The 24,558-nt window shown below is 71.8% G+C and carries 19 protein-coding genes and 1 pseudogene; 11 read left to right on the top strand and 9 right to left on the bottom strand.

The features are described from left to right. Window positions 1-6: 6 nt before the first annotated feature. The 6 genes from HYE82_RS04105 to HYE82_RS04080 form a co-directional block, all read right to left on the bottom strand. Window positions 7-1,242 carry a beta-ketoacyl synthase gene (locus tag HYE82_RS04105; protein WP_179172532.1) on the bottom strand — a complete coding sequence of 412 codons (1,236 nt, stop codon included), beginning with the start codon at window positions 1,240-1,242 and terminating at the stop codon, window positions 7-9. Beyond that, window positions 1,239-2,444, bottom strand: coding sequence for a beta-ketoacyl-[acyl-carrier-protein] synthase family protein (locus HYE82_RS04100; RefSeq protein WP_309144190.1), 1,206 nt, complete (start codon window positions 2,442-2,444; stop codon window positions 1,239-1,241). The genes HYE82_RS04105 and HYE82_RS04100 overlap by 4 nt, the downstream gene beginning before the upstream one ends. A 32-nt stretch (window positions 2,445-2,476) precedes the next feature. Further along, complete coding sequence (locus tag HYE82_RS04095) at window positions 2,477-2,728, bottom strand: acyl carrier protein (protein WP_256986908.1); 252 nt, start codon at window positions 2,726-2,728, stop codon at window positions 2,477-2,479. 1 nt (window position 2,729) lies between these two features. Next, the gene (locus tag HYE82_RS04090; protein WP_179172530.1) at window positions 2,730-3,248 is read right to left on the bottom strand and encodes a type II toxin-antitoxin system RatA family toxin; all 519 of its coding nucleotides are present in this window, start codon (window positions 3,246-3,248) and stop codon (window positions 2,730-2,732) included. Between the two features lie 12 nt (window positions 3,249-3,260). Next, a complete protein-coding gene (locus tag HYE82_RS04085; protein ID WP_179172529.1) occupies window positions 3,261-4,502 on the bottom strand; it encodes an aspartate aminotransferase family protein in 1,242 nt (413 codons plus the stop codon). A 110-nt stretch (window positions 4,503-4,612) separates the two neighbouring features. Then, on the bottom strand, window positions 4,613-5,476 hold the full coding sequence (locus HYE82_RS04080; RefSeq protein WP_179172528.1) for an NAD(P)-dependent oxidoreductase: 864 nt from the start codon (window positions 5,474-5,476) through the stop codon (window positions 4,613-4,615). A gap of 255 nt (window positions 5,477-5,731) precedes the next feature. On the opposite strand from HYE82_RS04080, the gene HYE82_RS04075 reads away from it, so the two are divergent. The 4 genes from HYE82_RS04075 (at window position 5,732) to HYE82_RS04060 (ending at window position 9,910) form a co-directional block, all read left to right on the top strand. Beyond that, window positions 5,732-6,262, top strand: a complete 531-nt coding sequence (locus HYE82_RS04075) for an EF-hand domain-containing protein (protein WP_179172527.1) — start codon at window positions 5,732-5,734, stop codon at window positions 6,260-6,262. Window positions 6,263-6,403: 141 nt separating this feature from the next. Then, complete coding sequence (locus HYE82_RS38855) at window positions 6,404-7,627, top strand: cytochrome P450 (protein WP_218782236.1); 1,224 nt, start codon at window positions 6,404-6,406, stop codon at window positions 7,625-7,627. Beyond that, a complete protein-coding gene (locus HYE82_RS38850; RefSeq protein ID WP_179172525.1) occupies window positions 7,620-8,252 on the top strand; it encodes a GNAT family N-acetyltransferase in 633 nt (210 codons plus the stop codon). The genes HYE82_RS38855 and HYE82_RS38850 overlap by 8 nt, the downstream gene beginning before the upstream one ends. A gap of 113 nt (window positions 8,253-8,365) precedes the next feature. Further along, on the top strand, window positions 8,366-9,910 hold the full coding sequence (locus HYE82_RS04060) for an aldehyde dehydrogenase (RefSeq protein ID WP_179172524.1): 1,545 nt from the start codon (window positions 8,366-8,368) through the stop codon (window positions 9,908-9,910). Between the two features lie 97 nt (window positions 9,911-10,007). Here HYE82_RS04060 and HYE82_RS04055 read toward each other — a convergent pair. Next, window positions 10,008-10,207, bottom strand: a pseudogene (locus HYE82_RS04055) (respiratory nitrate reductase subunit gamma); the annotation flags it as partial. Between the two features lie 630 nt (window positions 10,208-10,837). Here HYE82_RS04055 and HYE82_RS04045 point away from each other — a divergent pair. The 7 genes from HYE82_RS04045 to HYE82_RS04015 all read left to right on the top strand — a co-directional run bounded on the left by HYE82_RS04045 (window position 10,838) and on the right by HYE82_RS04015 (window position 22,330). Next, on the top strand, window positions 10,838-14,548 hold the full coding sequence (locus HYE82_RS04045; protein ID WP_179172523.1) for a nitrate reductase subunit alpha: 3,711 nt from the start codon (window positions 10,838-10,840) through the stop codon (window positions 14,546-14,548). Between the two features lies 1 nt (window position 14,549). Then, complete coding sequence (narH, locus tag HYE82_RS04040) at window positions 14,550-16,100, top strand: nitrate reductase subunit beta (RefSeq protein WP_179172522.1); 1,551 nt, start codon at window positions 14,550-14,552, stop codon at window positions 16,098-16,100. Continuing rightward, window positions 16,097-16,888: a nitrate reductase molybdenum cofactor assembly chaperone gene (gene narJ, locus HYE82_RS04035; RefSeq protein ID WP_179172521.1), complete on the top strand. Its 792-nt coding sequence runs from the start codon at window positions 16,097-16,099 to the stop codon at window positions 16,886-16,888. The genes narH and narJ overlap by 4 nt, the downstream gene beginning before the upstream one ends. After that, a complete protein-coding gene (narI, locus tag HYE82_RS04030) occupies window positions 16,885-17,667 on the top strand; it encodes a respiratory nitrate reductase subunit gamma (protein ID WP_179172520.1) in 783 nt (260 codons plus the stop codon). The genes narJ and narI overlap by 4 nt, the downstream gene beginning before the upstream one ends. Then, on the top strand, window positions 17,664-18,185 hold the full coding sequence (locus HYE82_RS04025) for a hypothetical protein (protein ID WP_179172519.1): 522 nt from the start codon (window positions 17,664-17,666) through the stop codon (window positions 18,183-18,185). The genes narI and HYE82_RS04025 overlap by 4 nt, the downstream gene beginning before the upstream one ends. Window positions 18,186-18,195: 10 nt before the next feature. Next, window positions 18,196-21,036: a SpoIIE family protein phosphatase gene (locus tag HYE82_RS04020; protein WP_256986907.1), complete on the top strand. Its 2,841-nt coding sequence runs from the start codon at window positions 18,196-18,198 to the stop codon at window positions 21,034-21,036. 148 nt (window positions 21,037-21,184) lie between these two features. Then, window positions 21,185-22,330, top strand: a complete 1,146-nt coding sequence (locus HYE82_RS04015; RefSeq protein WP_179172518.1) for an ABC transporter substrate-binding protein — start codon at window positions 21,185-21,187, stop codon at window positions 22,328-22,330. Window positions 22,331-22,384: 54 nt separating this feature from the next. On the opposite strand, the gene HYE82_RS04010 is transcribed toward HYE82_RS04015, so the two are convergent. Then, window positions 22,385-23,716: a PP2C family protein-serine/threonine phosphatase gene (locus HYE82_RS04010; protein ID WP_179172517.1), complete on the bottom strand. Its 1,332-nt coding sequence runs from the start codon at window positions 23,714-23,716 to the stop codon at window positions 22,385-22,387. Window positions 23,717-24,055: 339 nt separating this feature from the next. Then, the coding region (locus HYE82_RS04005) for a DUF3574 domain-containing protein (protein WP_256986906.1) at window positions 24,056-24,558 on the bottom strand (503 nt) is incomplete at its 5' end.

Raw genomic sequence — 24,558 nt, 5'->3', positions numbered from 1 at the left:
CCCACCTCACGCCGCGGTGAGGACGAGCACCGCGTTCTGTCCACCGAAACCGAAGGAGTTGTTCAGCGCGGCGCCGCTGGTCACGGGCCGTGGCGCGCCCTGTACGAGATCGCAGTCGACCTCCGGGTCAAGCCGTTCGAGGTTCGCCGTGGGCGGTACCAGACCGCTCTCCAGCGCCAGCAGGGTGAACACCGCCTCGATGGCTCCCGCGGCGCCCATGCAGTGACCGGTCACGCCTTTGGTCGAGGTGACCGCGGCAGCCGCACCGATCGCCCTGCGGATCACGTGGGCCTCGGCGACGTCACCCAGCCGGGTCGCGGTGCCGTGCGCGTTCACGTGACCGATGTCCGCCCCGGACAGGCCCGCATCGGCCAGGGCCGCCCGTACCGCGTTCCGTGCCCCCGCGCCCTCGGGATCGGGCGCGGTGTCGTGCACCGCGTCGGCCGAAGCCCCGTAGCCGCTGATGCAGCCGCGTACCCGGGCGCCGCGGGCCCGGGCGTCCGCCTCGCGTTCGAGTACGAGAACGCCCGCGCCCTCCCCGGCCACGAACCCGTCCCTGTCGGCGTCGAACGGGCGCGAGGCGGTGGCCGGATCACGGGAGCGGCGGGACAGCGCACCGGCGGCCGCCAGCCCGGCCATCATGGAAGGACTGACGGCGGCCTCCGCGCCGCCGGCCAGCACGACGTCGCAGGTGCCGTTGCGCAGCAGGTCCCGGGCCACGCCGAGAGCCGTCGAACCGGACGCGCAGGCGGTGCTGACGGCGAGGTTCGGACCCCGTGCGCCGCAGTCGATCGCCACGTACCCGGCGGCCATGTTGACCCCGTACGACGGGAGGAACAGCGGCGACACGCTGGATGCGCCCTTCTCGCGCAGGATCTGGTGTTGCTGCTCGAATGCCGCCGTGCCGCCGAGGGAGTTGCCCATCACCACTCCGACGCGGGCGCCGTCCCAGGTGCTGGAGTCCAGGCCGCAGTCGCGCAGTGCCTCACGGGCGGCGACCATCCCCAACTGGACGTGCCGCCCCAGGCGCCAGGCGGTCCGCCGCCCCAGCACCGCTGCGGGATCGAATTCCGGCGGTACCCGGCAGCTGAAGTCCACCGGCAGCCCCGCCAGCGCCGGGTCCGCGGAAGCGGTCGGCACCGCGCTCAGGACCCGCTTCCAGTTCTCGTCCACCCCCACACCGGCAGGAGTGACCAGCCCCAGACCGGTCACCGCCGCACGGAAGGGCCGAGGGGGCGTCATGCCGCTGTCAGGACGACGACGGCGTTCTGACCGGCCAGGCCGAAGGCCACATTGACGGCGACCTCGACGGGCATGGCGCGCGCGGACCCCTGGACGATGTCCGCGTCGATCCGCGGGTCGAGCCGTTCCAGGTTGGCGACGGCCGGGACCAGACCGTGCTCGATGGACAGGACGGTGTACACGGCCTCGATCGCGCCGGCGGCGGCGATGCAGTGACCGGTGACGCCCTTGGTCGAGGTGACCGCCGGACGCGGACCGAGCACGCGGCGCAGCACGCGTGTCTCGCCGATGTCGTTCAGCTCGGTGGCGGTGCCGTGCGTGTTGACGTGGTCGACGTCCGCACCGGACAGCCCTGCGTCCGACAGCGCCGTGCGCAGGGCCCGCTCGAAGCCGCTGCCCTCCGGGTCGGGGGCCGCTTGGTGCACGGCGTCGGCGGAGCCGCCGTAGCCGCTGATGTGGGCACGTACCCGGGCGCCGCGGGCCCGGGCGTCCGCCTCCCGTTCGAGTACCAGAACGCCCGCGCCCTCAGCCGCCACGAAGCCGTCCCGGTCGACGTCGAACGGCCGGAACGCCGCGGGTGGGTCGTCGGACCGGCGCGAGAGGACGCCCATGCTGGTCAGGCCCGCGACGATGGTCCGGCTCAACGCCGCTTCCGTGCCGCCGGCCAGCACGATGTCGCAGGTGCCGCTGCGCAGCAGGTCCCGGGCCACCCCGAGAGCGGTGCCACCGGACGCGCACGCCGTGGTGACCACCAGGTTGGGCCCGCCCGCGCGACAGTCGATCGCGATGTGTCCGGCCACCATGTTCGCGCCCCACATCGAGATGAACAGGGGCGACACCGCCTGGGCACCCCTTTCCCGCAGGGCCAGGCACTGCTCCTCGAATGTCGCCGTACCGCCGAGGGAGTTGCCCATCACCACTCCGACGCGGGCGCCGTCCCAGGTGCTGGAGTCCAGGCCGCAGTCGCGCAGTGCCTCACGGGCGGCGACCATCCCCAACTGGACGTGCCGCCCCAGGCGCCAGGCGGTCCGCCGCCCCAGCACCGCTGCGGGATCGAAGTCCGGCGGTACCCGGCAGCTGAAGTCCACCGGCAGCCCCGCCAGCGCCGGGTCCGCAGAAGCGGTCGGCACCGCGCTCAGGACCCGCTTCCAGTTCTCGTCCACCCCCACACCGGCAGGAGTGACCAGCCCCAGACCGGTCACCGCCGCACGGAAGGGCTCCGCAGGAGCTCCTCTCACGCGCTGAGCCCCCTGCTGCGCAACAGCTGGACCAGCTGCCCGACGGTGTGCTGCGGGCGCATCTCGTCATCGGTGCACGGCACGCCCAGATCGTCGCGCAGCACCAGCGACAGCTCGGCGATGGCCAGGGAGTCCAGATCGAGCCCCCGCAGGGTCGCATCGGCGGTGATCTCTTCCTCGGGCACGCCGAACCTGGACGAGAGGATGTGGGCGAGCGTCCTCGGTACTGCGGTCATGTCTGCGGTCATGTCAGCTCCTGATCGATGTGGAGGAAAGGGGAACGGGAGGGTCGACGGCCGGGAAGTCGACGAGGGCCTCCGCTCCCGCCAGGACCTCGACCTCGCCGAAGAGTCCGGTGAGCACGCGCAGCGTCGAGCGTTTGATCACGCGCTCCGCGATCGGGTCCATGATCCCGACCAGGCTCTCGACGCCGAAGTCGTAGGTGACGTCGAGCATCACCTCGACGCCGCCGGCGCCGGGGATGAACCGCCAGCTGCCGCGGAAGTCCTCGAAGTCGCCGTCCACCTGGGCGAACTCGACGCGCAGCCGGTCGTGGTCGAGCCGTTCCCGCTCGGTCCAGCTCATGATGCCGCGCCGGAAGTTCATCACCCAGTCGCTGCGCAGATCACCCGGCGCGGCGATCTCACGGGTCACCACCGAACGCACGTCCGGTGAAAGCGACGGGTAGCGGGTGAAGTCCACGACGGCGTTGAAGGCCGCGGGGCCGTCACCTGTGGGCAGCGCCAGATGAAAGTGGATGGATCGCATCTCGGAGGCTCCTCACACGAGTGCGGCGCGGGCCGCACGCTCGAACGCCTCGTACAGGAACTCGACGTCGTGTTCGTCGAGTACTGCGGGCGGGGTCAACCGCAGGACTCCGGATGCGTTCATCGAGTGATTGGCGAGCACCCCGGCCCCCATGAGCTCGACCAACAGGTCACCGACCAGCCCGGGGCGGCGCAACTCGATGCCGATGAGCAGGCCGACGCCGCGCACCTGCACCACCTGTTCGCCCAGTGCCCGCCGGGCGATCCGGTCCAGGTCTTCACGCAGCCGGGCACCGAGTACCCGGGCCCGCTCCACGATGCCGTCCTCCTCGGTCGCACGGATGGCGCCCTGGACGGCGGCCATCGCCAGGGGGTTGCCGGAGAAGGTCGAGGTGTGCAGGAAGGGATCGCGGTCGAACGCCTGGTAGGCCTCGCGGGTCGCGACCACGGCCGAGACCGGCACGATGCCCCCGCTCAGACCCTTGCCGACGAGCAACGCGTCGGGTGTGACGCCCGCGAGGTCCGCGCCCCACCAGGCGCCGAGGCGGCCCATGCCCGTCTGGATCTCGTCCAGGACGAGGAACGCGCCGTGTTCGCAGCACAGCCGTGCAACGTCCCGCAGGTAGCCGGGCGGTGGGATGACCACACCCCCCTCGCCCTGGACGGGTTCCACCACGACGCAGGCCTCGTTCCGGTGCGCGGCCAACTCCGCGGCCAGCGCGTCGATGTCGCCGTAGGGGACCTGTGACACCTGCGGCAGCAGCGGCCGGAACGGCTCGCGGTACACGTCGTTGCCGGTGACGCTGAGCGCGCCCATCGTCTTGCCGTGGTATCCGCCGCGCATCGACACCAGCCAGTGCTTGCCGCAGGTGCGGGCCATCTTGATCGCGGCTTCGACCGCCTCGGCGCCGGAGCCCGCGAAGTGCACCTTCTCGAGGCCCGCGGGGGTCACGGACACCAGTGCTTCCGCGGCTCTGACCACCTCGGGCTCCAGCAGCAGCCGGGTGGCCATCGGATGGGAGGCGAGCTGCCGGGCCACCGCGTCGACCACGACGGGGTGGCGGGCACCGAGCAGGAACACCCCGTAGCCGCCGCAGTTGAGGATGCGGTGCCCCGTGTCCGTGGTGATCCAGGCCCCGTCGGTGGCGACCTCGACGTCCGCGCCGAACATCTGGCCCAGCGAGGCCCGCCCCTTGCTCAGACAGGCTCGGTGGCGGTCGGCGATCGATGTGCCGGCCAGGCTGACCGAGGTCATCGGTGCCCCTCTCGTGCGGCTTCGTGTAGCACCGCCCACGATGGCAGCGTTCCGGTGCCGGGGCATCGGGAGTTCCACCGATGCACCACCCACAGGGGCGCCGGCCGACGTCAGGGCCCGCGCAGCTCCTCGAAGACCGCGGCGATGTGCTCGCGCGGCGCGCCCACCGCCATCCGCCGCCTCACCCGCTCCTCCAGCACCGCCGCAACGGGGCCGGGCACGCCCGCTTCCCGGCCTGCCGCCGCCAGCTGACGCAGCGCCACCGAGTGCACCACGAGGGGTGCTTCATCGTCGTCGTACCGCCCGGCGGCGATCAGCGGTACGGACCCGCGGACGGTGTGTTCCAACGCCGGGAACAGCTGCACGACGTCGTCGGCGTACCCCTCCAGGGGAATCCCGGCCGCAGACGCGATGGCAGCCCCTTCGAGGAAGCCGCACGTCGCTGCGTACAGGAAGGTCAGCAGTGCCCCGTCGTGCGCGTTGGCCAGGGCGATGTCGTCCCCGAGGAACGCAGCCGTACCACCCAGCGCACGCGCCACGTGGCCGATGGCCGCGAAGTCCTCGCCGGGGCCGCTGTACAGCACCCGGGCGTGACCGGTACCCAGGTGCCGTGGGTACGCCATGATCGCCGCGTCCAGGCAGCGGCAGCCTCGCGGACGCAACCACGCTTCCATCTCGCGGGCGTCGGCCGGGGTACCGGTCGACATCTGTACGACGATCCGGTCCCGCGTCTCGCCGATGACGGGCGCCAGCACCTGGCGCGAGGCGGCGTAGTCGGTCAGGCACACCAGGACGACGGGCGCGCAGCGCACGGCGTCGGCGAGCCGCTCCACCGGCAGCAGCCCGTTCCCGTCCAGGGCGCGTGCCCGGTCCGCCGTCCGGTTCCACACCGCGACGTCGAGCCCCGCCGCGGCCAGGACCCGCGCGAGGGCACTGCCCATACTGCCGCTGCCCAGTACCGACACATCCGGCATCTTGCTTCCCTTCTCCACCAGGGCCCGGACCGTCGACCCGGGACCGCCCGCCAGGGCAGCCGGACCGCCGTCCCGGGTCGAGGCGAAGCCGTGTTCCCTGGTCGGGACGGGTGACAGCCGGGCAGTGATTGGTACGACTGGCGCAATCGCCGGTTGACGGCTGTACGCCCTTGCCATTCCCCTGCTTCAGGGAAACCCCGCGGGCGGCGGAACGCTCCGCCGCCCTTGCACCCGCACAACGAGAGGAAGAGGACCATGGTTGCGTCGGTCATCGAGACCAGGGCCAAGAAGATCTTCAAGAACTTCGACATCGACCACGACGGCGCCATCACCAAGGACGACTTCGAAGTGATGGCCAAGCGTCTGACCGACGCCCTGGGCATCAAGTCGAGCTCCGGCCAGGGCCGCGGCGTGGCGGACTCCTACGCCAAGGTCTGGGAGGAGCTCCAGCGCCAGGCGGACACCGACCGTGACGGCCGTGTGACGGCGGCGGAGTATGCGGCGGTGTTCGGTACTCGGGACTTCGTCAAGGTGCTCGACCTGGCCAGCGACGCCGAGTTCAAGGCTGCCGACACCGACGGCGACGATGTGCTGTCCCAGCAGGAGCTGAGGAACATGCTGGAAGCGTACGGGGTGCCGTCGTCGGAGATCGGCAACGCCGTCCAGGCCCTGGACCAGGACGGCGACGGCCGGGTGTCCCGGCAGGAGTACCGCGAGGCCTGGCACTCCTACTACACCGACACCAACACCGACACGCCGATCAGCATGGCTCTCGGACGCATCTAGCTTCCCCCGCCACGCGACCGCGAATCGCCCGCCGGCCTCGTCGGCGGGTGATTCGCCGCCCGCATCGGCAGGCGCGGCGGCCGTGACAGATCGGTCGTTCTCCCGATGCACCGTCCGCACTACGGGCGCAGGGTGGTCCACGTGACCGAGACCACGACCACAGTGCTGGACGACCGGGCGGCGTTCCTGGACGTCGCCGATCCCGGATTCATGTTCACCGCTCCCGAAGTCGCGGCCGCGCGCGAAGCGCACTGGTACGCCGGCACCCCCTACGGCGTCATGGTGCTGCGTCACGCGCAGGTGCAACAACTGCTGCGGGACCGGCGCCTGGCTCAGAGCGGCCGGCGCTTCCTGAAACTCAACGGGGTCACGCACGGCACGGTCCACGACTGGTTCGACACGCTGCTGCTGCACTTGCGCGGTGAGGAACACCGGCGCCAGCGGGCCCTCGTGCTCCAGGCGTTCGCTCCCCAGGCTCTGCAGCGGTGGCGGTCGACCATGCGCAGGACCGCCGAGCGGCTGGCCGACCGACTGGCCGGGGCCGGCCCCTGCGAGTTCGGGGAGACCTTCGCCGACCCGATGGCGGTCTCGGTGATGTCGGCCATCCTCGGCGTGCCGCTGGACGACTACGAGCCCCGGTGGAGTACCGACATCGGGCTGGTGTACAGCGTCGGGCACCGAGCGGACGCGCTGGCGCGCGTCGAGCGTTCCCTGGCCGGTCTGCGCGCCTACGCCGATCACCTCGTCTCCCGTCACGGCACCGCACGGACGGGTGACGACCTGGTCTCGCTGTTGATGAGCGGGTACGACGGCGAGGGCATGGACCGCACGGAACTGCGCGACCTCATCGTGGGCCTCTTCTTCGCCGCCCACGACACCACTCGCAATCAGCTCGGACAAATGCTGTTCACCTTCACCGAGCACCCCGACCAGTGGGAGCTGCTCGCCGAGCGGCCCGAGCTCGCCGAGCAGGCCACCGACGAGGTGGTCCGCTGGTGCCCGGCAGCCCCGGCGATCTTCCGCTTCGCCCTGGAGGACGTCGACTTCGAGGGCCTGCGGGTACCGGCCGAGTCCTTCGTCATGCTGTGCGTGCACGCCGCCCAGCGCGACCCGCGCGTCTTCGACAGCCCCGACGTCTTCGACATCACCCTGCGACGTCCGCCCCTGCTGTCGTTCGGCGCCGGCCCGCACTACTGCCTGGGGGCGGCCACGGTGAAGGCCGAGATCACCGAGATCCTGACCGTGCTGCCCAGACGCCTCCGGGCACCCCGCCTGACCGCGCCGGTCGTGTGGCGCAACCCCATCGGTGTGTGCGGACCCGAGTCGTTGACGGTGAACTTCCAGCCCAGGACGTCCCGTGGATGACGCCCGGCGCGGTCCGGTGCGCCACGCCACCGCAGCCGACGAGGACGACGTGGTGGCCGTGCTGTGTGACGCGTTCTCCAATGACCCGGTGTGCCGGTGGATCATTCCCGACCCCGTCCGGCGCCGGGAACTCCTGCCTTCCGTCTTCCGCGCCTTCACACGGGAGGCAGCCGCCGATGGGCGCGTGTACCTGGCCGGAGACGGTCTCGGGGCCCTGCTCCTGGTCAACACTCCTGCCCGCGACGGCGACCACGACCGCGTGCGCGGGTCCGGCGCCGCGTCGTCGGCCCAGCGCTCGGCGGACCTGGCCCAGGAGTTCGCAGACCGTCTGCTGACCTGCACGCGATTGCTGGCAGCCCATCATCCGGGCGAACCGGCACACCTGTACATTCCGCTGGTTGGCGCGCGCCGCGGCCACCAGGGGCGGGGCATCGGCAGCACACTGGTCGCCTCCGCGCTGGCGGAGAGCGCCGGGGCCCCCGTCTACCTGGAGGCCACCAGCCGGCGAAGCCTGCGGCTCTACCGGCGGCTCGGCTTCGCCCGCCGGGGCCCCGAACTGCGTCTGCCCGACGGCCCCGCTCTTTTCCCGGCCTGGTGGGACCCGTCCTCCGGCTGCACCGGCTGACCTGTGGAGGCCCTGTGCCGTACGAACCAAGCGATCCGCGATCCTGCCCCCTGCCGACGTACCCGTCGTATGTCGGTGGTCGCGACATCGACGCCGACCGGCATGTGTACACGGTGACGACCACGTCGATCCTGCAGGACGTCTTCCGCAGCCTCACGCTCAAACGTCACCTGGAGCAGGGCCGAGCCGACCCCGCACAGGCGGCGGACTTCGTCGTGGGCCGCTGCGCGGTGGCGAGCGAGAGTGTCGTGCAGACCGCCGTCGAGGCCGCTGCCGGAGCGTTTCCCGCATGGTCGGCCGTACCGCTGGAGAGGCGCATGCAGCTGGGCGCGGGTATCCGCGAGCGGATTCGCCGCGGCCACGCGGCGTTCGTCGATGTGCTGGTGTCCGAAGGCCAGCCCCGCGCCCTCGCCGAGTGGCAGGTCTGCGGCCTGCTGGACGTCTATGCCACCGAGTCCCTGGACTGGTGTGCGGCGCAGATGCACCAGCAGACTCGGCTGCGGGGGCGGATCATGACCCTGAGGCGCAACCCGGACGGCGTGGTGTGCGTCAATCCGCCGCAGAACACACCGGCGGCGAGCACGATGTTCGCCGTGTCCGCACTCATGGCCGGGAACACCGTGGTCGTGCGGGCCCCGCGCAGCGCGCCCTTGGGCGTCATGCACGCGTTGCGCGAATTCGTGGTTCCCGTACTCGAAGAGCTGGGCGCGCCTGCCGGAACGCTGAACGCGTACTGCGCCCGGCCCGGGCCCACGCTGCAGTCCTGGCTGGAGAGCCCGCACGTCGCGGACATCTTCTACACCGGCGGAGTCGAACGCGGACTGGAACTGGAACGCGAGTGCGTCGCCCACGGCAAGAAGCCCGTCCTGGAGCTGGCGGGAAACGACTGCGTCGTCGTGTGGCGGGACGCGGACGTCGAGCTGGCGGCCCAGGCACTGTCCGAGTGCTTCTTCGGATCGGGCCAGATCTGCATGGTTCCGAACCAGGTCATCGCCCACCCGGCGATCGCCGACGAACTCATCGTGCACCTGAGCAAGCAAGCCGCCGGTATCCGGCCCGGTCCCCCCGACCGCCGCGACGTCCTCCTCACGCCGGTGCTGCGGGGCGAACGCTTCTTCGCGTACCTGCGCGACGCAGTGGCCAAGGGCGCCCGCGTCGAGTTCGGCGGGCGCCGCCTGGAAGTCGACGGTTCGCCGTCCGACACGGGGATGTTCCTGGAGCCCACCGTGCTGCGGATCCACGGCTGTGCCGGCGCCCGGGACATCGAGGCCGTACGTGAGGAGACGTTCTTCCCGCTGCTGCCCGTCGTCGTGCCCGACCCGGCGGACGACAGGTCCCTTCTCGAGGAGGCGATCGCCTACGTCACGAGCAACCCCTACGGCCTGCGCAACTCCCTGTGGGCCACCGACCCCGCCGTCATCGAGCGCTTCGTCGCGCGCACCTTCAACGGCGGGCTGCTGAAGGTCAACGATTCCCACGTCTCGCTGCTGCCGTGGCTGCCCTCCCACGGCGGCACCGGTTACACCGGAGGCGTGTTCGGTGAGGCCAACTACCCGATGCTGCGGTGCTCGCGGCTCCAGGGCGTGTCGATCGCCACCGGTATCAGCCCCCGCGACGTGGTCCTCGGCGCCTATTCCGCGAGGTTCTCCGCGCCGTAGCCCCCTTCGCTTCGCGCGCTCCGGGTGCGGGCCGTCCTGGCACAGCCCGCGCGTATGCCGTCACATGCGTGCCGGCCGCAGGGCGGTGGGGGGCCGCTCATGACCCCACGCGTTCCCAGCCGCGGCGCGGAGGGCGGGCGCCGAGCCGGGTGTCGCGGCTGCGGTAGACGATGTAGGGGCGGGTCAGGTAGCCCACTGGTGCGGTGCGGTGAGCATGTGCACGAGGCGGGTGAAGGGCCAGGCCGCGAACAGCAGCAGGGCGCTGATCGCGTGCAGCTGGAACAGCAGCGGGGCTCCGGGCGCCGCTCGTACAACTGGGACGATCGGGTGGTCCAGCCGAACTTGTCGTAGCGGTAGCGCCAGACGTGGCCCGGTGCGCATGCGCTCTGCGGCGCCCGGGTCGCGGTCCGCGGCGATGAGCAGCATCTTCACCCGGCCGGCCAGTTCCCCGACCAGGCGGGCGTGATGCGCCTCGGCGCCTTCGAGGGCCGTGGCGTCTTCGGGGTCCGAGGCGAGGGTGAGCACGGTCATGACGGTTCTCCAGCAGGTCGCGGTCGGCTCGCCGACCGGTGCGCGTGCAGGGCGGTCGGAGGTGTCGGCACCGGAGAGGAAGGTGCCGAGTCCGGCCGCGGGAGGGGCCGGACGCACGACCGAGCCGGGCGCCACGCGCCGCACGCGCTGCACCCGTGGCAGCCGGGACGGGGAATCGTCGTCCGGGGGCACGGAATGCGCTCGTGACAGATGGGGATCTGCGGTTCGATCGATGCCCAGCATGCAGTACCGGCCACATCCGGCCCGCGGGCCGACCGGGTCTCTTCGCCAGGGCCGATGGGCCTGCCGTGACCGGCCGCACGGGGTCGGAAGGTCCTCCGGCGGGGACCGCAGGACCCAGGTGCTCCGGGGCCGGGCCACCTAGCGTTTCCGGCCATGGAGAACGATCGGAACGCACGGCGACGGAAGTCGCACACCGGTGAAGTCTGGCCGCTGGCCGCCCGCCGGCTGCTCACGCGCAGCGAGGTGTCGGCCGACGGACGCGCGGTGTTCGGCACGGGTGATCCTCAGTGGGAGGGTTTCTACCGGGACCGGTGGGCGCACGACAGGGTGGTGCGTTCCACGCACGGGGTGAACTGCACCGGTTCCTGCTCGTGGATGGTCTACGTCAAGGAAGGCATCATCACCTGGGAGCACCAGGCCACCGACTACCCGTCGATCGGCACGGACTGCCCCGAGTACGAGCCGCGCGGCTGCCCCCGCGGTGCCTCGTTCTCCTGGTACACGTACTCGCCCAGCCGGGTCCGCCACCCGTACGTGCGCGGGGCGCTGCTGAAGCTGTGGCGTGAGGCCCGCAAGCGGCTCGGCGACCCGGTGGCGGCCTGGGCGGAGATCACCTCCGATCCGGCGAAGGCCCGCGCGTACAAGCGGGCCCGGGGCAAGGGCGGGCTGGTGCGCGCCGACTGGGACGAGGTGTCCGAGCTGGTCGCCGCCGCCCAGGTCCACACGGTCAAGACGTACGGTCCCGACCGCGTCGCCGGATTCTCCCCGATCCCGGCGATGTCGATGGCGTCCTTCGCGGCCGGTGCCCGTTACACGTCGCTGATCGGTGGCACGCTCCTCTCCTTCTACGACTGGTATGCGGACCTGCCCGTCGCCTCGCCGCAGGTCTTCGGCGACCAGACGGACGTGCCGGAGGCCGCCGACTGGTGGAACGCGGGCTACCTGATCATGTGGGGTTCCAACATCCCCGTCACCCGCACGCCCGACGCGCACTTCCTCACCGAGACCCGCTACAACGGCACGAAGGTCGTCGCGGTCAGCCCCGACTACGCGGACAACGTCAAGCACGCCGACGAGTGGCTCGCCCCGCACCCGGGAACGGACGGCGCGCTGGCGATGGCCATGGGGCACGTGATCCTGCGCGAGTTCCTCGTCGACCGCGAGGTGCCGTACTTCCGGGACTACCTGCGCACGTTCACCGACGCCCCGTTCCTGGTGACGCTGCGCGAGCACGGCGAGGGCGGCCTGGTCCCGGACGGGTTCCTGACCGCCGCCGATCTCGGACGCGACACGGAGACCGAAGAGAACGCGGCGTCCAAGACCGTTCTCCTCGACGCGGCGACCGGCGAACCGGTCGTGCCGAACGGCTCGCTCGGCTTCCGCTGGGCCAAGGCCGAACCGGGCCGCTGGAACCTCGATCTGGGCGATGTCGTGCCCGAGTTGAGCCTGCTCGACCGTGCGGAGGAGACCGTGGCCGTGGCCCTGCCCCGCTTCGACGAGGGCGGCACTGAGGGCGGCTCGGTCATGGTGCGCGGGGTGCCCGTGCGGCGGATCGGCGGCCGCCTCGTCACCACCGTCTTCGACCTGATGCTGGCGCAGTACGGGGTGGAGCGGCCGGGTCTTCCGGGCAGCTGGCCGTCGTCGTACGAGGACGCCTCCGAGCCCTACACGCCGGCCTGGCAGGAGACGATCACCTCCGTGCCGGCCGAGCAGGCGGCCCGTATCGCCCGGGAGTTCGCCCGCAACGCCGAGCGCACGAACGGCCGGTCCATGATCGCGCTGGGCGCCGGCACCAACCACTGGTTCCACTCCGACACCATCTACCGCGCCTTCCTCGCCCTGATCACGATGACCGGCTGCCAGGGCGTCAACGGCGGCGGCTGGGCGCACTACGTCGGCCAGGAGAAGGTCCGCCCGGTCACCGGTCAGCAGCACCTGTCGTTCGCCTTCGACTGGCAGCGGCCCACCCGGCACATGGCGGGCACCTCCTACTGGTACCTGAACTCCGACCAGTGGCGCTACGAGGCGTTCGGGCCCGAGGAGCTGGCCTCCCCGCTGGGGGAGGGCCGCTTCAAGGGCAAGGGCTTCGCGGACTGCCTGGCGCAGGCGGTGCGGCTGGGCTGGACACCCGGCCACCCCGGTTTCAACCGCAACCCGCTCGACCTGGCGGACGAAGCGGCGCGGGCCGGCCGCCCGGTCGCCGAGCACATCGTCGACGAGCTGAAGTCCGGGCGGCTGCGGTTCGCCGTCGAGGATCCCGACGACCCGGCCAACTTCCCGCGCGTGCTGACCGTGTGGCGGGCCAACCTGCTGGGCTCCTCCGGCAAGGGCAACGAGTACTTCCTGCGCCACCTGCTGGGCACCGACGCGGCGGTCCGTTCCGAGGAGACCCCGCCGGAGGGCCGCCCGAAGGAGGTGGTGTGGCGGGAGGAGGCCCCCGAGGGCAAGCTCGACCTGTTGGTCTGCATGGACTTCCGGATGACGTCCACCGGTCTGATGGCCGACGTGGTCCTGCCGGCGGCGACCTGGTACGAGAAGGACGATCTGTCGAGCACGGACATGCATCCCTTCGTGCACGCCTTCACGCCGGCCATCGCCCCGCCCTGGCAGGCCCGCACCGACTACGACACGTTCCTGACGATCGCCGACCGGTTCAGCGAGCTGGCCGCCGAGCACCTCGGCACCCGTACCGACGTCCTCGCGGTGCCGCTGCTGCACGACACCCCGGACGAACTCGCCCAGCCGGGCGGTGTGGTGCGGGACTGGAAGACCGGTGAGTGCGAGCCGGTTCCCGGGCGGACCATGCCGAAGCTGGTGGTCATCGAGCGGGACTACGCCGCGATCGGGCAGAAGATGCGCGCCGTCGGTCCGCTGCTCGACACTCTGGGCACGACCACCAAGGGCGTCACCGTCCACCCGGACCAGGAGATCGAAGACCTCCGGCACCGCAACGGCACCGTCAGGGACGGGGTCGCCGCCGGGCGGCCCTCGCTCGCCACCGCGAGCGACATGTGCGAGGCGATCCTCGCCCTGTCCGGCACCACCAACGGCCGCCTGGCCACCGAGGGCTTCCGGGAGCTGGAGCGGCAGACCGGCAGCGAAGGCCTGGTCGAACTCGCGGCCGAGCGCGAGGCGGACCGGATCACGTTCGCCGACACCCGCACCCAGCCCCGCTCGGTGATGACCTCGTACGAGTGGTCGGGCTCGGAGACCGGCGGGCGCCGCTACTCGCCGTTCGTCATCAACACCGAGCACAAGAAGCCCTGGCACACCCTCACCGGACGGCAGCACTTCTTCGTCCAGCACGACTGGATGGCCGAACTGGGCGAACAGCTGCCCGTCTACCGGCCGCCGTTGAACACCCCCCGGCACTACGGCGACGAGCACCTGCACGACGAGGACCGGGCGGAGGTCACCGTCCGCTATCTGACCCCGCACTCGAAGTGGTCCATCCACTCGAACTACCAGGACAACAAGTACATGCTCGACCTGTCCCGCGGCGGACCGACGATATGGATGTCCACCGCCGACGCCGACAGGATCGGGGTCAAGGACAACGAGTGGATCGAGGCGTACAACCGCAACGGTGTCGTCGCCGCCCGGGCCGTGGTCACCCACCGCATGCCCGAGGGCACGGTGTACATGTACCACGCCCAGGACCGCAACGTGAACGTGCCGAAGACCGAGGTCAGCGGCAAGCGCGGCGGCATCCACAACTCCTTGACCAGGCTGCTGCTCAAGCCGACCCACCTGGCGGGCGGGTACGCACAGTTCACCTACGCCTTCAACTACTACGGACCGACCGGAAACCAGCGCGACGAGGTCACCGTCATCCGCCGCCGCTCGCAGGATGTGGAGTACTGAGATGCCCCGTGGCGAAGCCACCATCGGACGCGTTCTTGCACAAGTGGCGATGGTGATGAACCTCGACAAGTGCATCGGTTGCCACACCTGCTCGGTCACCTGCAAGCAGACGTGGACCAACCGCACCGGCGTCGAGTACGCCTGGTTCAACAACGTCGAGACCAAGCCCGGCGTCGGCTACCCGCGCCGCTACGAGGACCAGGAGCGCTGGAAGGGCGGCTGGATGCTCGACAGGCGCGGGCGGCTGGTCCTGCGCTCCGGCGGGAGGGTCGAGCGGCTCCTGTCCCTCTTCTCCAACCCCGACCTTCCGTCCATCGAGGACTACTACGAGCCGGTCACCTACGACTACGACAACCTCGTCAACGCCCCCGCCGGGAAGGACATCCCGGTCGCCCGCCCCCGCTCCGTCCTCACCGGCGGGCCCACCGCCATCACCTGGGGCGCCAACTGGGAGGACGGCCTGGGCGGAGCACCCGAACACGCCGGCGCAGACCCCAACCTCAGCGGGGAATGGGCCGAGAAAGTGAAGTTCGAGTTCGAGCAGACCTTCCTCTTCCACCTCCCCCGCCTGTGCGAGCACTGCCTCAACCCGGCCTGCGTCTCCGCCTGCCCTTCCGGCGCGATGTACAAGCGGGTCGAGGACGGCATCGTCCTCGTCGACCAGGACCGCTGCCGGGGCTGGCGGATGTGCGTGACGGCATGTCCGTACAAGAAGGTGTACATCAACCACACCACCGGCAAGGCCGAGAAGTGCACGTTCTGCTTCCCGCGCATCGAGGCCGGCCAGCCCACCGTCTGTTCCGAGACCTGCGTCGGCCGACTGCGCTACCTCGGCCTGCTCCTGTACGACGCGGACCGCGTCGGCGAGGCCGCCGCCACCCCAGACGAGCGCGACCTGCTCGACGCCCAGCGCGGCGTCTTCCTCGACCCGAACGACCCCGAAGTCCGCGCAGCCGCACGGAAGTCGGGCATACCCGAGGACTGGCTGGACGCCGCCCGCCATTCCCCCGTGTACGACCTCGTCATGCGCTACAAGGTGGCGCTGCCGCTGCACCCGGAGTACCGCACCCTGCCGATGGTCTGGTACGTCCCGCCCCTCTCCCCCGTCCTTGACGCCGTCGGCGCGGCGGGCGGGAACCAGGACGACCCCGACCACGTCTTCGCCGCCGTCACCCGGCTGCGCATCCCGCTGGAATACCTGGCGGAACTGTTCACCGCCGGGGACACGGACGTCGTCGGCGGGGTGCTGATGAAACTCACCGCGCTCCGCTCCTACATGCGTGAACGCACCCTCGGCGAGACGGGCGACGAGGCCGCGCTGAACGCCGTGGGGCTGACCCCGCGCGAGGCGGAGGACCTGCACCGGCTGCTCGCCGTCGCGAAGTACGCCGACCGGTACGTCGTCCCCGCCGCCCACAAGGAGGACGCCGCCGCACTGACCGCCATGGAGAACCGCTGCCCGGTCGAGACGTCCGGCGACGCCGAACCGCGCAAGGTCATGCTCGGCATCCCCACCCTGCGCCGCAACCCCACTGCCGGAGGACGTCCATGACCCCCATGCCCTCAACGATTCCCGCCGTCGTCCGCACCCGCGTCCGGGCCGCCGTACGCCGCCCGGCCCGGCTCACCCCCGAGGAGGCGGCGGGCCGGGCGCTGACACTGCGGATCGCGTCGCTGCTCCTGCAGTACCCCGACTCCGAACTGGCCGCGGCCCGACCCGAGTTGACAGCGGCAGTGAAGGCGCTGCCGGTCACGCCCGCGGCGGAGCACCTGGCCGAGTTCACCGACTGGTTCGCCGCAGAGGACCCCGAGGCGCTGGAGCGGCACTACGTCGAGATGTTCGACCTGCGCCGCAAGAGCAGCCTCTACCTGACCTACTACCTGCACGGCGACACCCGTCGCCGGGGCATGGCCCTGCTCACCCTCAACCAGCGCTACCGGGCCGCCGGCTGGTCCACCGGCGGCGGCGAACTGCCGGACCACCTCCCGGTCGTGCTGGAGTTCGCCGCCCTGGCCGGCCCCGGCGGCGGTGAGGCTCCGCTGCGCCAGCACCGGCGCGGGCTGGAGTTGATCCACCGGGCACTGACCGACGCCGACTCGCCGTACCGGTACCTCCTGGCCGCGCTGCTCACCCTGCTGCCACCGCCCACCGAGGAGGACCGCGCCGCGGTGGACCGGCTCGCCGCCGAGGGCCCGCCCGACGAGGAAGTCGGGCTCGACCCCTACGGGACGTACGGCGAAGGGGAGTTCGCCCCTCCCGGCACTTTCGTCCCTCCGGTGCCCGCTGCGCCGACCCGTGTTCCGCCCACTGCGACCAGCCGTACGGAAGGCCACCGATGAACGCCGTGCTCCCCCCGTCGGCCGCCGCTTCGGCGGGCGGCGCCGACCTGGTCCTGTGGGTCGCCGTCCCCTACATCTGCCTCGCGGTGTTCGCCGTCGGACACGTCTGGCGCTACCGGCAGGACCAGTTCGGCTGGACCTCCCGCACCACCCAGCTCCTCGAACACCGCTGGCTGCGCTGGGGCAGCCCGCTGTTCCACCTGGGCGCCTTCATGGTGATCGCAGGGCACGTCGTGGGACTCGCCGTTCCCGACTCGTGGACCGAGGCCGTCGGCATCTCCGAGCACGCCTACCACACCACGGCCGTCTGGGCGGGTTCGGCGGCAGGCGTCGCCATGGTCGCGGGGCTGGGCATGCTGTGCGCCCGCAGACTGCTGACCCGCCGGATCCGCCTGGGCACCGACCGCAGCGACAAGCTCCTCTTCCCGCTGCTGTCCGCCACCGTCCTGCTGGGCATCACCGCCACCGCCGCCCACAACGTGTTCGGCCCCGGATACGACTACCGCGCGACCGTCTCCGTCTGGTTCCGCGGACTGTTCGTCCTCCAGCCGCAGCCGGGGGCGATCGCCGGGGCACCCCTGCTGTTCCAGCTGCACGCCCTGACCGCCTGCCTGCTCTTCGCCGCCTGGCCGTTCACCCGGCTCGTCCACGTGTGGAGCGCCCCGATCGGATACCTGGCCCGGCCGTACCTGGTCTACCGGCGGCGAGCCGCACCGGCGGCGGCCCCGACGGCAGGGGGCAGGACGTCACCGGCCTCCGACGCCCGCCGGGCAGCTTGAGCCACGCCGCTGAGGGCGCCGGGCACGCGGCCGCCCTGGATGCGCTGAGGACGGCAGGCAGGCGATCGCGGGGGCCGCGGGCGGGCTCCCCGCTGGTCGACGCGCTCATCGGCGGCAACGGCCTCCAGGCGGTCCGGCAGGCGGCCGCCGACGGACACGCCGACGAGCGGCGATGGCTGGACCCGGCCGACCGGATCCGCGACCGGCAGCCGGCCGGCGCCCTGACCGTGTGCCTCCGCTGGATCGAGCCACTGCGTCGGCAGACCGGTGACCGCGCCTGCGAACGCCTCGGGGAGCTCCTGCTCAGCGCCCGCGCCCGTCATCGCGCGCCGGACACGGCAACCGCGTTCGCCGCCTGCCTGACGGCGGCCCTGCGCGCCGACCGCAAACGCAAGCGCAAGCTGATGGCCCTCCTCGACCGCCACGGGGCTCTGATCGCACCGTCCGTGGGGCTTTCGGGCTGCGACGCCGCACGTCCGGGTCGTGGCTGCCCGATGCCGATGGCCCGCAGAGGTTAGAAAATGGACTATGAGCAACTATCGGGGAGGCCTCCGGCGCCGGCTGCTCCGCTCGGCCACGGGCTCTTCCGCTCCCGCCAGGCGGTCCCGGTCGGAACGCCGCCGGGAGCGGGAGCTCCGGGAGCACACCCCGCCCGCGAGGGGAGGGGCGGGGCGGCCGCAGCGTCTGTCCGCCCTCCTGAGCGCGCGCAGTGTGGCCGGCGAGGTCTTCCTCCTCCAGCTGGCCGTCGTGGTCCTGCTTGTCGCCGCCGCGGTCGCCGCGCTCGTGGTGCAGGCCCGCAGCGCCGCCATGCTGGACGCCCAGCACCGTACGCTCGCCGCCGCCGGAACGTTCGCAGAGTCTCCGGGGATCGGCGCAGCCCTGCGCAGCGCCCATCCCAGCGCGGTGCTGCAGCCGAGCGCCGAGGCGGCCCGGAAGATCGCCGGGGTCGACGGCATCAACGTGTACACACTCGACGGGGTCACCCTGACCCACAGTGACCCGCGGCAGATCGGGAAGCACGTCGTCGGCCCCTTCTCCAAGGCGGCGGCCGGCAAGTCCTTCACCGAGACGTTCGAAGGGTCGCTGGGGCAGTCCGTGGTCTCGGTTGTCCCCGTCAAGGACGCCGACGGCCGCGTCATCGCCATCGTCTCCTCCCCGGTCACCGTCCAGAACGTCCAGAACATGGTGAACAACCAGCTGCCGGTCGTCCTCGGCAGCGCCGCCGCGGTGCTCGCCCTGTCCGCGGGCGGCACCGCTCTGGTGAGCCGCCGGCTGCTGCGCCGGACCCACGGCCTGGGACCGGCCGAGATGACGAGGATGTACGAGCACCACGACGCGGTGCTGCACGCGGTCCGGGAGGGCGTGCTGATCGTCGGCGCCGGCGGACGGCTGCTGCTGGCCAATGACGAGGCGCGTCGGCTGCTCGACCTGCCGGCGGACGCAGAGGGGCTCCCCGTCGCCGACCTGGGGCTGGAGGAGGGGATCGCCGAGCGGATCGCATCGGGCCGCTCCGCGACCGACGAGGTGCACATGGCGGCCGATCGGCTCCTGGCGGTGAACATCCGGCCCACCGCCCCCTACGGGTCGGCCGGGACCGTCGTCACGCTGCGCGACACCACCGAGCTGCGGGCGCTGTCCGGCAGGGCCGAGGTGGCCCGCGAGCGGCTGAAGCTGCTCTACGACGCGGGGGTGCGGGTGGGAACGACGCTGGACGTGGAGCGCACCGCGGAGGAGCTGGCGCAGGTGGCGGTCCCGCGGTTCGCCGACGTGGTCACCGTGGATCTGCTGGACCCGGTGCTGCGCGGCGAGGAGCCGCCCGAGGTGAACGCCGAGATGCGCCGCACCGCCGCCGTCGGCCTTCAGGGCGCCCACCCGCTGTACCCCGTCGGCGAACTGATCCGGTTCGTTCCCGCCAGCCCCATGGCCGCCGGGCTGGCCGGCGGGCACGGGGTCCTGGAGGCGGACCTGCGCACCGCCCGGCGCTGGCGGGCCCAGGACCCGGCCAACGCCGCGCAGATCCTGGACCACGGCATCCACTCCATGATCGCCGTCCCCCTGCAGGCCCGGGGCGTCGTACTGGGGATGGCCGGCTACTGGCGGGGGCAGGACTCGCCGCCGTTCGACGAGGAGGACGTGTCCTTCGCCGAGGAGCTGACCGCCCGGGCGGCTCTGTCCGTCGACAATGCCCGCCGCTACACCCGCGAGCACACCGTGGCCGACACCCTGCAGCGCAGTCTTCTGCCCAGGGGCGTACCGGAGCAGTCCGCCGTCGAGGTCGCGCACCGCTATCTGGCCGCCCAGGCCGGTGTGGGCGGTGACTGGTTCGATGTCATCCCGCTGCCCGGCGCCCGTGTGGCGCTGGTGGTCGGCGACGTCGTCGGCCACGGTCTGCACGCCGCCGCCACCATGGGCCGCCTGCGCACCGCCGTGTACAACTTCTCCACTCTCGACCTGCCTCCGGACGAGCTGGTGAGCCACTTGGACGAGCTGGTCGCCCACATCGACACCGACGAGCAGGAGTGGCAGGGGATCACCGGGGCCACCTGCCTGTACGCCGTCTACGATCCCGTCTCGGGGCGGGTGACGGCGGCCACCGCCGGCCATCCGGGCCCTGCGCTGGTCCGCCCCGACGGCACCGTGTCGTTCCCCGAGGTGCCGGTCTCCCCGCCGCTGGGCCTGGGCGCGGGTCTGCCCAGGGAGACCACGCAGCTGCCCCTGCCCGAAGGCTCCCTGCTGGTGCTCTTCACGGACGGGCTGATCGAGAGCCGCGACCGCGATCCGGACGCGGGTCTGGCCGCGCTGGGCGCCGCCCTGGCCGGGCCGGCCCGCACTCCGGAGGAAGTCTGCACCGCGGTGATCGACTCGGTGCTGCCCGCCAGCCCGAGCGACGACATCGCGCTGCTGGTGGCCCGCACCCGCCGGCTGGATCCTGCGCGGATCGCCGAGTGGGACGTGCCCCGCGATCCTGCGGCGGTGTCCCGCGTGCGCAGCGCCTGCGCCCGCCGGCTGGAGGACTGGGGCCTCGAGGACATCGCCTTCACCACGGAACTCATCCTCAGCGAACTGATCACCAACGCCATCCGCTACGGAACCGAGCCCATCCGGGTGAGGCTGCTGTACGACCGCAGCCTGATCTGCGAGGTCTCCGACGGGTCCAGCACCTCCCCGCACCTGCGCCGGGCCGAGGCCACCGACGAGGGCGGCCGCGGCCTGTTCCTCGTCGCGCAGTTCGCCCAGCGCTGGGGCACCCGCTACACCGCTCGCGGCAAGATCATTTGGAGTGAGCAGGCCCTCCATGACGGGGCCGCACCGCCTGTGGCGGTTCCGGGGGAGGAACTCCTGGCCGGGTGGGACGACGAGGCGCTCTGAGCACGCGGAAGGCGCCGTCACGGCAGCCTCGGGGAAGGGCGGTAAGGCCGGGGCGGGCAGCGGACCCCGCCGGCTGGGACTGCGCCGCCGAGGCCACTGAACGTACGCTGGTGTCGACCGGTACGCGACCGCCCGCCATGGAGCCTTCGTGCCCGCACCTCGTCTCCGGACAGCTGCCGTCGCCGTCTGCCTGGCCTTCGCGGCGGCGCCCCTCGGCGCCTGCGGAGACGAGCCCGCCTCCGCGCCGAGAGCACCGGCGGTGGCCACCTCCGCCGCGGACGCCGGCGGCATGGCCGCACTGACCGCAGCGGCGAAGAAGGAGGGCTCGCTCAACGCGATCGCGCTCCCGGGCGACTGGGCCAATTACGGCGCGCTGATCGACGGCTTCGAAAAGAAGTACGGGATCAAGGTCACGGTGGAGAACCCGGAGGCCACCAGCCAGGACGAGGTCAACGCCCTGAAGGAGCACAGGCGCGACGGCAGCGCCCCCGACGTGGTCGACGTGGGGGGCTCGTTCGCCCGGTCCGCGGCCGAGCAGGGCCTGCTCGCCCCGTACAAGGTCGCGGCGTGGGACAGCATCCCCCGGGAGCAGAAGGACCCGCAGGGCCGCTGGAACAACAACTACGGCGGCTACGTCTCGATCGGCTGTGACGCCAAGCGCGTCAAGACCTGCCCTGCGACCTTCGCCGATCTGCGCAAGCCCGAGTACAAGGGCAAGGTCGCGCTCAACGGCAACCCGACCAAGTCCGGCTCCGCCTTCGCCGGCGTGTATGCGGCGGCCCTGGCGAACGGGGGTTCCTTCGACGACATCCAGCCCGGTATCGACTTCTTCGCCGAGCTCAGCAAGAGCGGCAACTTCATCCCGGTCGAATCCACGCCGTCCACGATCAAGCAGGGCCGGACACCGATCAGCATCGACTGGGACTTCCTCAATCTCGGATACGCCGACCAATTCCGCAAGGAGGGCGCGGACGTCGACTGGCGGACCGCCATCCCCTTCGACGGCAGCTTCGCCCAGTACTACGCCCACGGGGTGAACAAGGACGCCCCGCACCCGGCGGCGGCACGTCTGTGGCAGGAGTACGTCTTCAGCCCGGAGGGCCAGAACATCCGGCTCGGCGCCTACGCACGCCCCGTGCTCATGGACGCCATGAAGCAGGACGGCACCCTCGACGAGGCCACCGCGGAGAATCTGCCGACGGTCGAGGGCACGCCGACGTTTCCGACGGAGGCGCAGCGGGAGAAGGCGAGAGAGACCGTCAACCGCAACTGGGCCGAGGCCGTCTCGGGCTGAGGGCCGGGGCGGCTCCCCGGGGCGGCTCCGCCGGCCCTGCGCCCGCCGTCGAGGTCAGCCGGTGCCGGGGGTCCGCAGGACCAGGATCGCCAGGTCGTCGCGGCCGTCGCTGGGATGGTGGTCGGCCAGTGTCCGGACGAAGTCCTCCAGCGGCAACGCCGCGTGAACGGCGGCGAGTTCGGCGAGCTCGTCCAGGCATTCGTCGACCGGCCGGGCGCGGTGCTCGATGAGTCCGTCGGTGAAGAACACCATCGTGGCCCCCGCGGGCACGGAGCAGAGGTGGTCCGGGCGGTGCTGTTCGGTGCTCACCCCGAGGGGCACACCGGGCTCCGCCCTCAGGTACTCCGCGTGCCCGTCGGAGGTGATCAGCAGCGGGGGAAGATGGCCCGCGGTACTCCAGTGCATCGTCCAGCCCGGTCCCTCGTACTGGATGCGGGCCAGGCAGGCAGTGGTGACGGGGTTGTCGGTGGTGGCCTCCAGGGTCCGGTCGAGTTGCGCGAGGATCCCGCTGGGCGGGGTGCGGCGGTCGTAGAGCAGGGCGCGCAGCATGCTGCGCGTCTGGGCCATGGCGGCCGCCGCCCGCAGGTCGTGACCGACGACGTCGCCGATGACGGCGACGCAGACGCCGTCGGGCAGCATGACGGCGTCGTACCAGTCCCCGCCGATGTGGTCGGGCTCGGAGGCCGGCCGGTAGATGGCGGCGGAGGCGAGGGGGTGCAGGTCGGGCAGGGTCGGCAGGAGGAGGCGCTGGAAGTGTTCGGCGCTGGCGCGGATCTGTCCGAAGAGGCGGGCGTTCTCGATCGCGATGCCGACCATGCCGGCCAGTGCGACGACGATCTCCTCGTCGGCACGGTCGAAGGGCCGGCCGTCGTACCGCTCGGACAGGTAGAGGTCGCCGTAGATCGTGCCGCGGACCCGGACGGCGGCCCCGAGCAGGGTGCGCATGTGCGGGTGGCCGGGAGGGAAGCCCACCGAGGAGGGGTGGGAGGGGATGTCTTCGACCCGCATGGGTTCGGGGTGGTGAATGAGGTGTCCCAGCACACCGCGGCCGTGCGGGAAGTCGATCCCCGCCAGGGCCGCCCGCTCCGGCTCGGACAACCCGGCGGTGATGAACTGGTCGAGGTACTTGCCCGATTCGTGCAGCACGCCCAGCGCTCCGTACCGGGCACCCACCAGGCCCATGGCCGTGGTGACGATACGGTGCAGCACCTCGGGGAGTTCCAGCTCCTGCGTGATGGCCAGCACAGCGTCCAGCAGGCCCTGCAGCTGGTTCTTGGCCCTGGCCGATTGCTGCAGCTGCTCGTCGATCCGCTCCAGCTCGGCTTCCAGGCGGCGGTTCGGCCCCCGGCCGCGCCGCGGCCGGGGCTGCTTGGGCTGCTCCTCCATCACCGCCGCCCCGCAGCCCGTGTCCGCGGCGGCGCCACCGGATCCGTCCGGCGGCCGAGGCGGATCCGGTCGTGGGACGATCTCCGCGAGCGGTGCACCCGGCCCCCTGACACGAACCGCCATCGACAGGGCCCCAGCGTCACACAGCCGTCCGCTCCACCCTCCCATTGCTCCGTGCGCGGCATGTCGCACCCGAGTGCGCGGCCGGCGGAGACCGCGGCTCACCTGCCTTGGAGGTGGCACGGCGCCCGAGGAGTCCGTCCGCGACGGCAGCCGGCGGCCGTGACCACGGCGATGGCACCGGGCGGGGCCTGTCATCCCCGCGGCGCAGGGCCCCGCCTAGAAGTCGGCGTGGACGCGGGCGTCGGCCCGGCCCACGGATTCGAGGCCGTACATGCGGCAGTAGAGCGTGCGGATGTATTCGAGGTCGCGGTCCCGGGCGCGGGATTCGGCCACCGGGTAGAGGACGGTGAGTTCCCAGGACTTCTCGCGGTTGATGTCCCCGTCCTTGTCCCTCCACTGGCCGCGGGCCTCCTGGAGAGTGAGGCCGGCGGGGAAGCGGGGGGTGATCACGTCGGAGACGAACTTCGAGAACTCCTCGTCGCTGATGGGCGGTTGGCCGCCGTGCCGGCCCGTCCCGAAGTAGAGGTGGGTGGAGACGTACGGGAGGCCGCGCTCCACCGCGGCCGCCTCCTCGCGGGCGGCCGGGGCGGCGTCCGAGACGGGGCTGCCCGAGGCGGCGAAGAACGCTGCCGAGGCGAGCACGGCGACGGCCGCGGACATCGGGATCCGGATCTGGCGCATGAAGAGGGTCCTATCGGTCGGTGGGGGTGGTGGGGGTG

Origin of the sequence: Streptomyces sp. BR123 (genome assembly GCF_013401435.1) — a bacterium.
Lineage (GTDB): Bacteria > Actinomycetota > Actinomycetes > Streptomycetales > Streptomycetaceae > Streptomyces.
The sequence above is the reverse complement of the archived record's forward strand: the minus strand, read 5'-3'. Positions and strand labels throughout refer to the sequence as shown.

Excerpts from the sequence above, each read along its gene's own strand:
- HYE82_RS04010 (WP_179172517.1), bottom strand. The coding sequence starts at position 23,716 with ATGGAGGAGCAGCCCAAGCAGCCCCGGCCGCGGCGCGGCCGGGGGCCG.
- HYE82_RS04085 (WP_179172529.1), bottom strand. The coding sequence starts at position 4,502 with ATGACCTCGGTCAGCCTGGCCGGCACATCGATCGCCGACCGCCACCGA.
- HYE82_RS04075 (WP_179172527.1), top strand. The coding sequence starts at position 5,732 with ATGGTTGCGTCGGTCATCGAGACCAGGGCCAAGAAGATCTTCAAGAAC.
- HYE82_RS04095 (WP_256986908.1), bottom strand. The coding sequence starts at position 2,728 with ATGACCGCAGACATGACCGCAGTACCGAGGACGCTCGCCCACATCCTC.
- narJ (WP_179172521.1), top strand. The coding sequence starts at position 16,097 with ATGACCCCCATGCCCTCAACGATTCCCGCCGTCGTCCGCACCCGCGTC.
- HYE82_RS04105 (WP_179172532.1), bottom strand. The coding sequence starts at position 1,242 with ATGACGCCCCCTCGGCCCTTCCGTGCGGCGGTGACCGGTCTGGGGCTG.
- HYE82_RS04020 (WP_256986907.1), top strand. The coding sequence starts at position 18,196 with ATGAGCAACTATCGGGGAGGCCTCCGGCGCCGGCTGCTCCGCTCGGCC.
- narH (WP_179172522.1), top strand. The coding sequence starts at position 14,550 with ATGCCCCGTGGCGAAGCCACCATCGGACGCGTTCTTGCACAAGTGGCG.
- HYE82_RS04045 (WP_179172523.1), top strand. The coding sequence starts at position 10,838 with ATGGAGAACGATCGGAACGCACGGCGACGGAAGTCGCACACCGGTGAA.
- HYE82_RS04090 (WP_179172530.1), bottom strand. The coding sequence starts at position 3,248 with ATGCGATCCATCCACTTTCATCTGGCGCTGCCCACAGGTGACGGCCCC.
- narI (WP_179172520.1), top strand. The coding sequence starts at position 16,885 with ATGAACGCCGTGCTCCCCCCGTCGGCCGCCGCTTCGGCGGGCGGCGCC.
- HYE82_RS04080 (WP_179172528.1), bottom strand. The coding sequence starts at position 5,476 with ATGCCGGATGTGTCGGTACTGGGCAGCGGCAGTATGGGCAGTGCCCTC.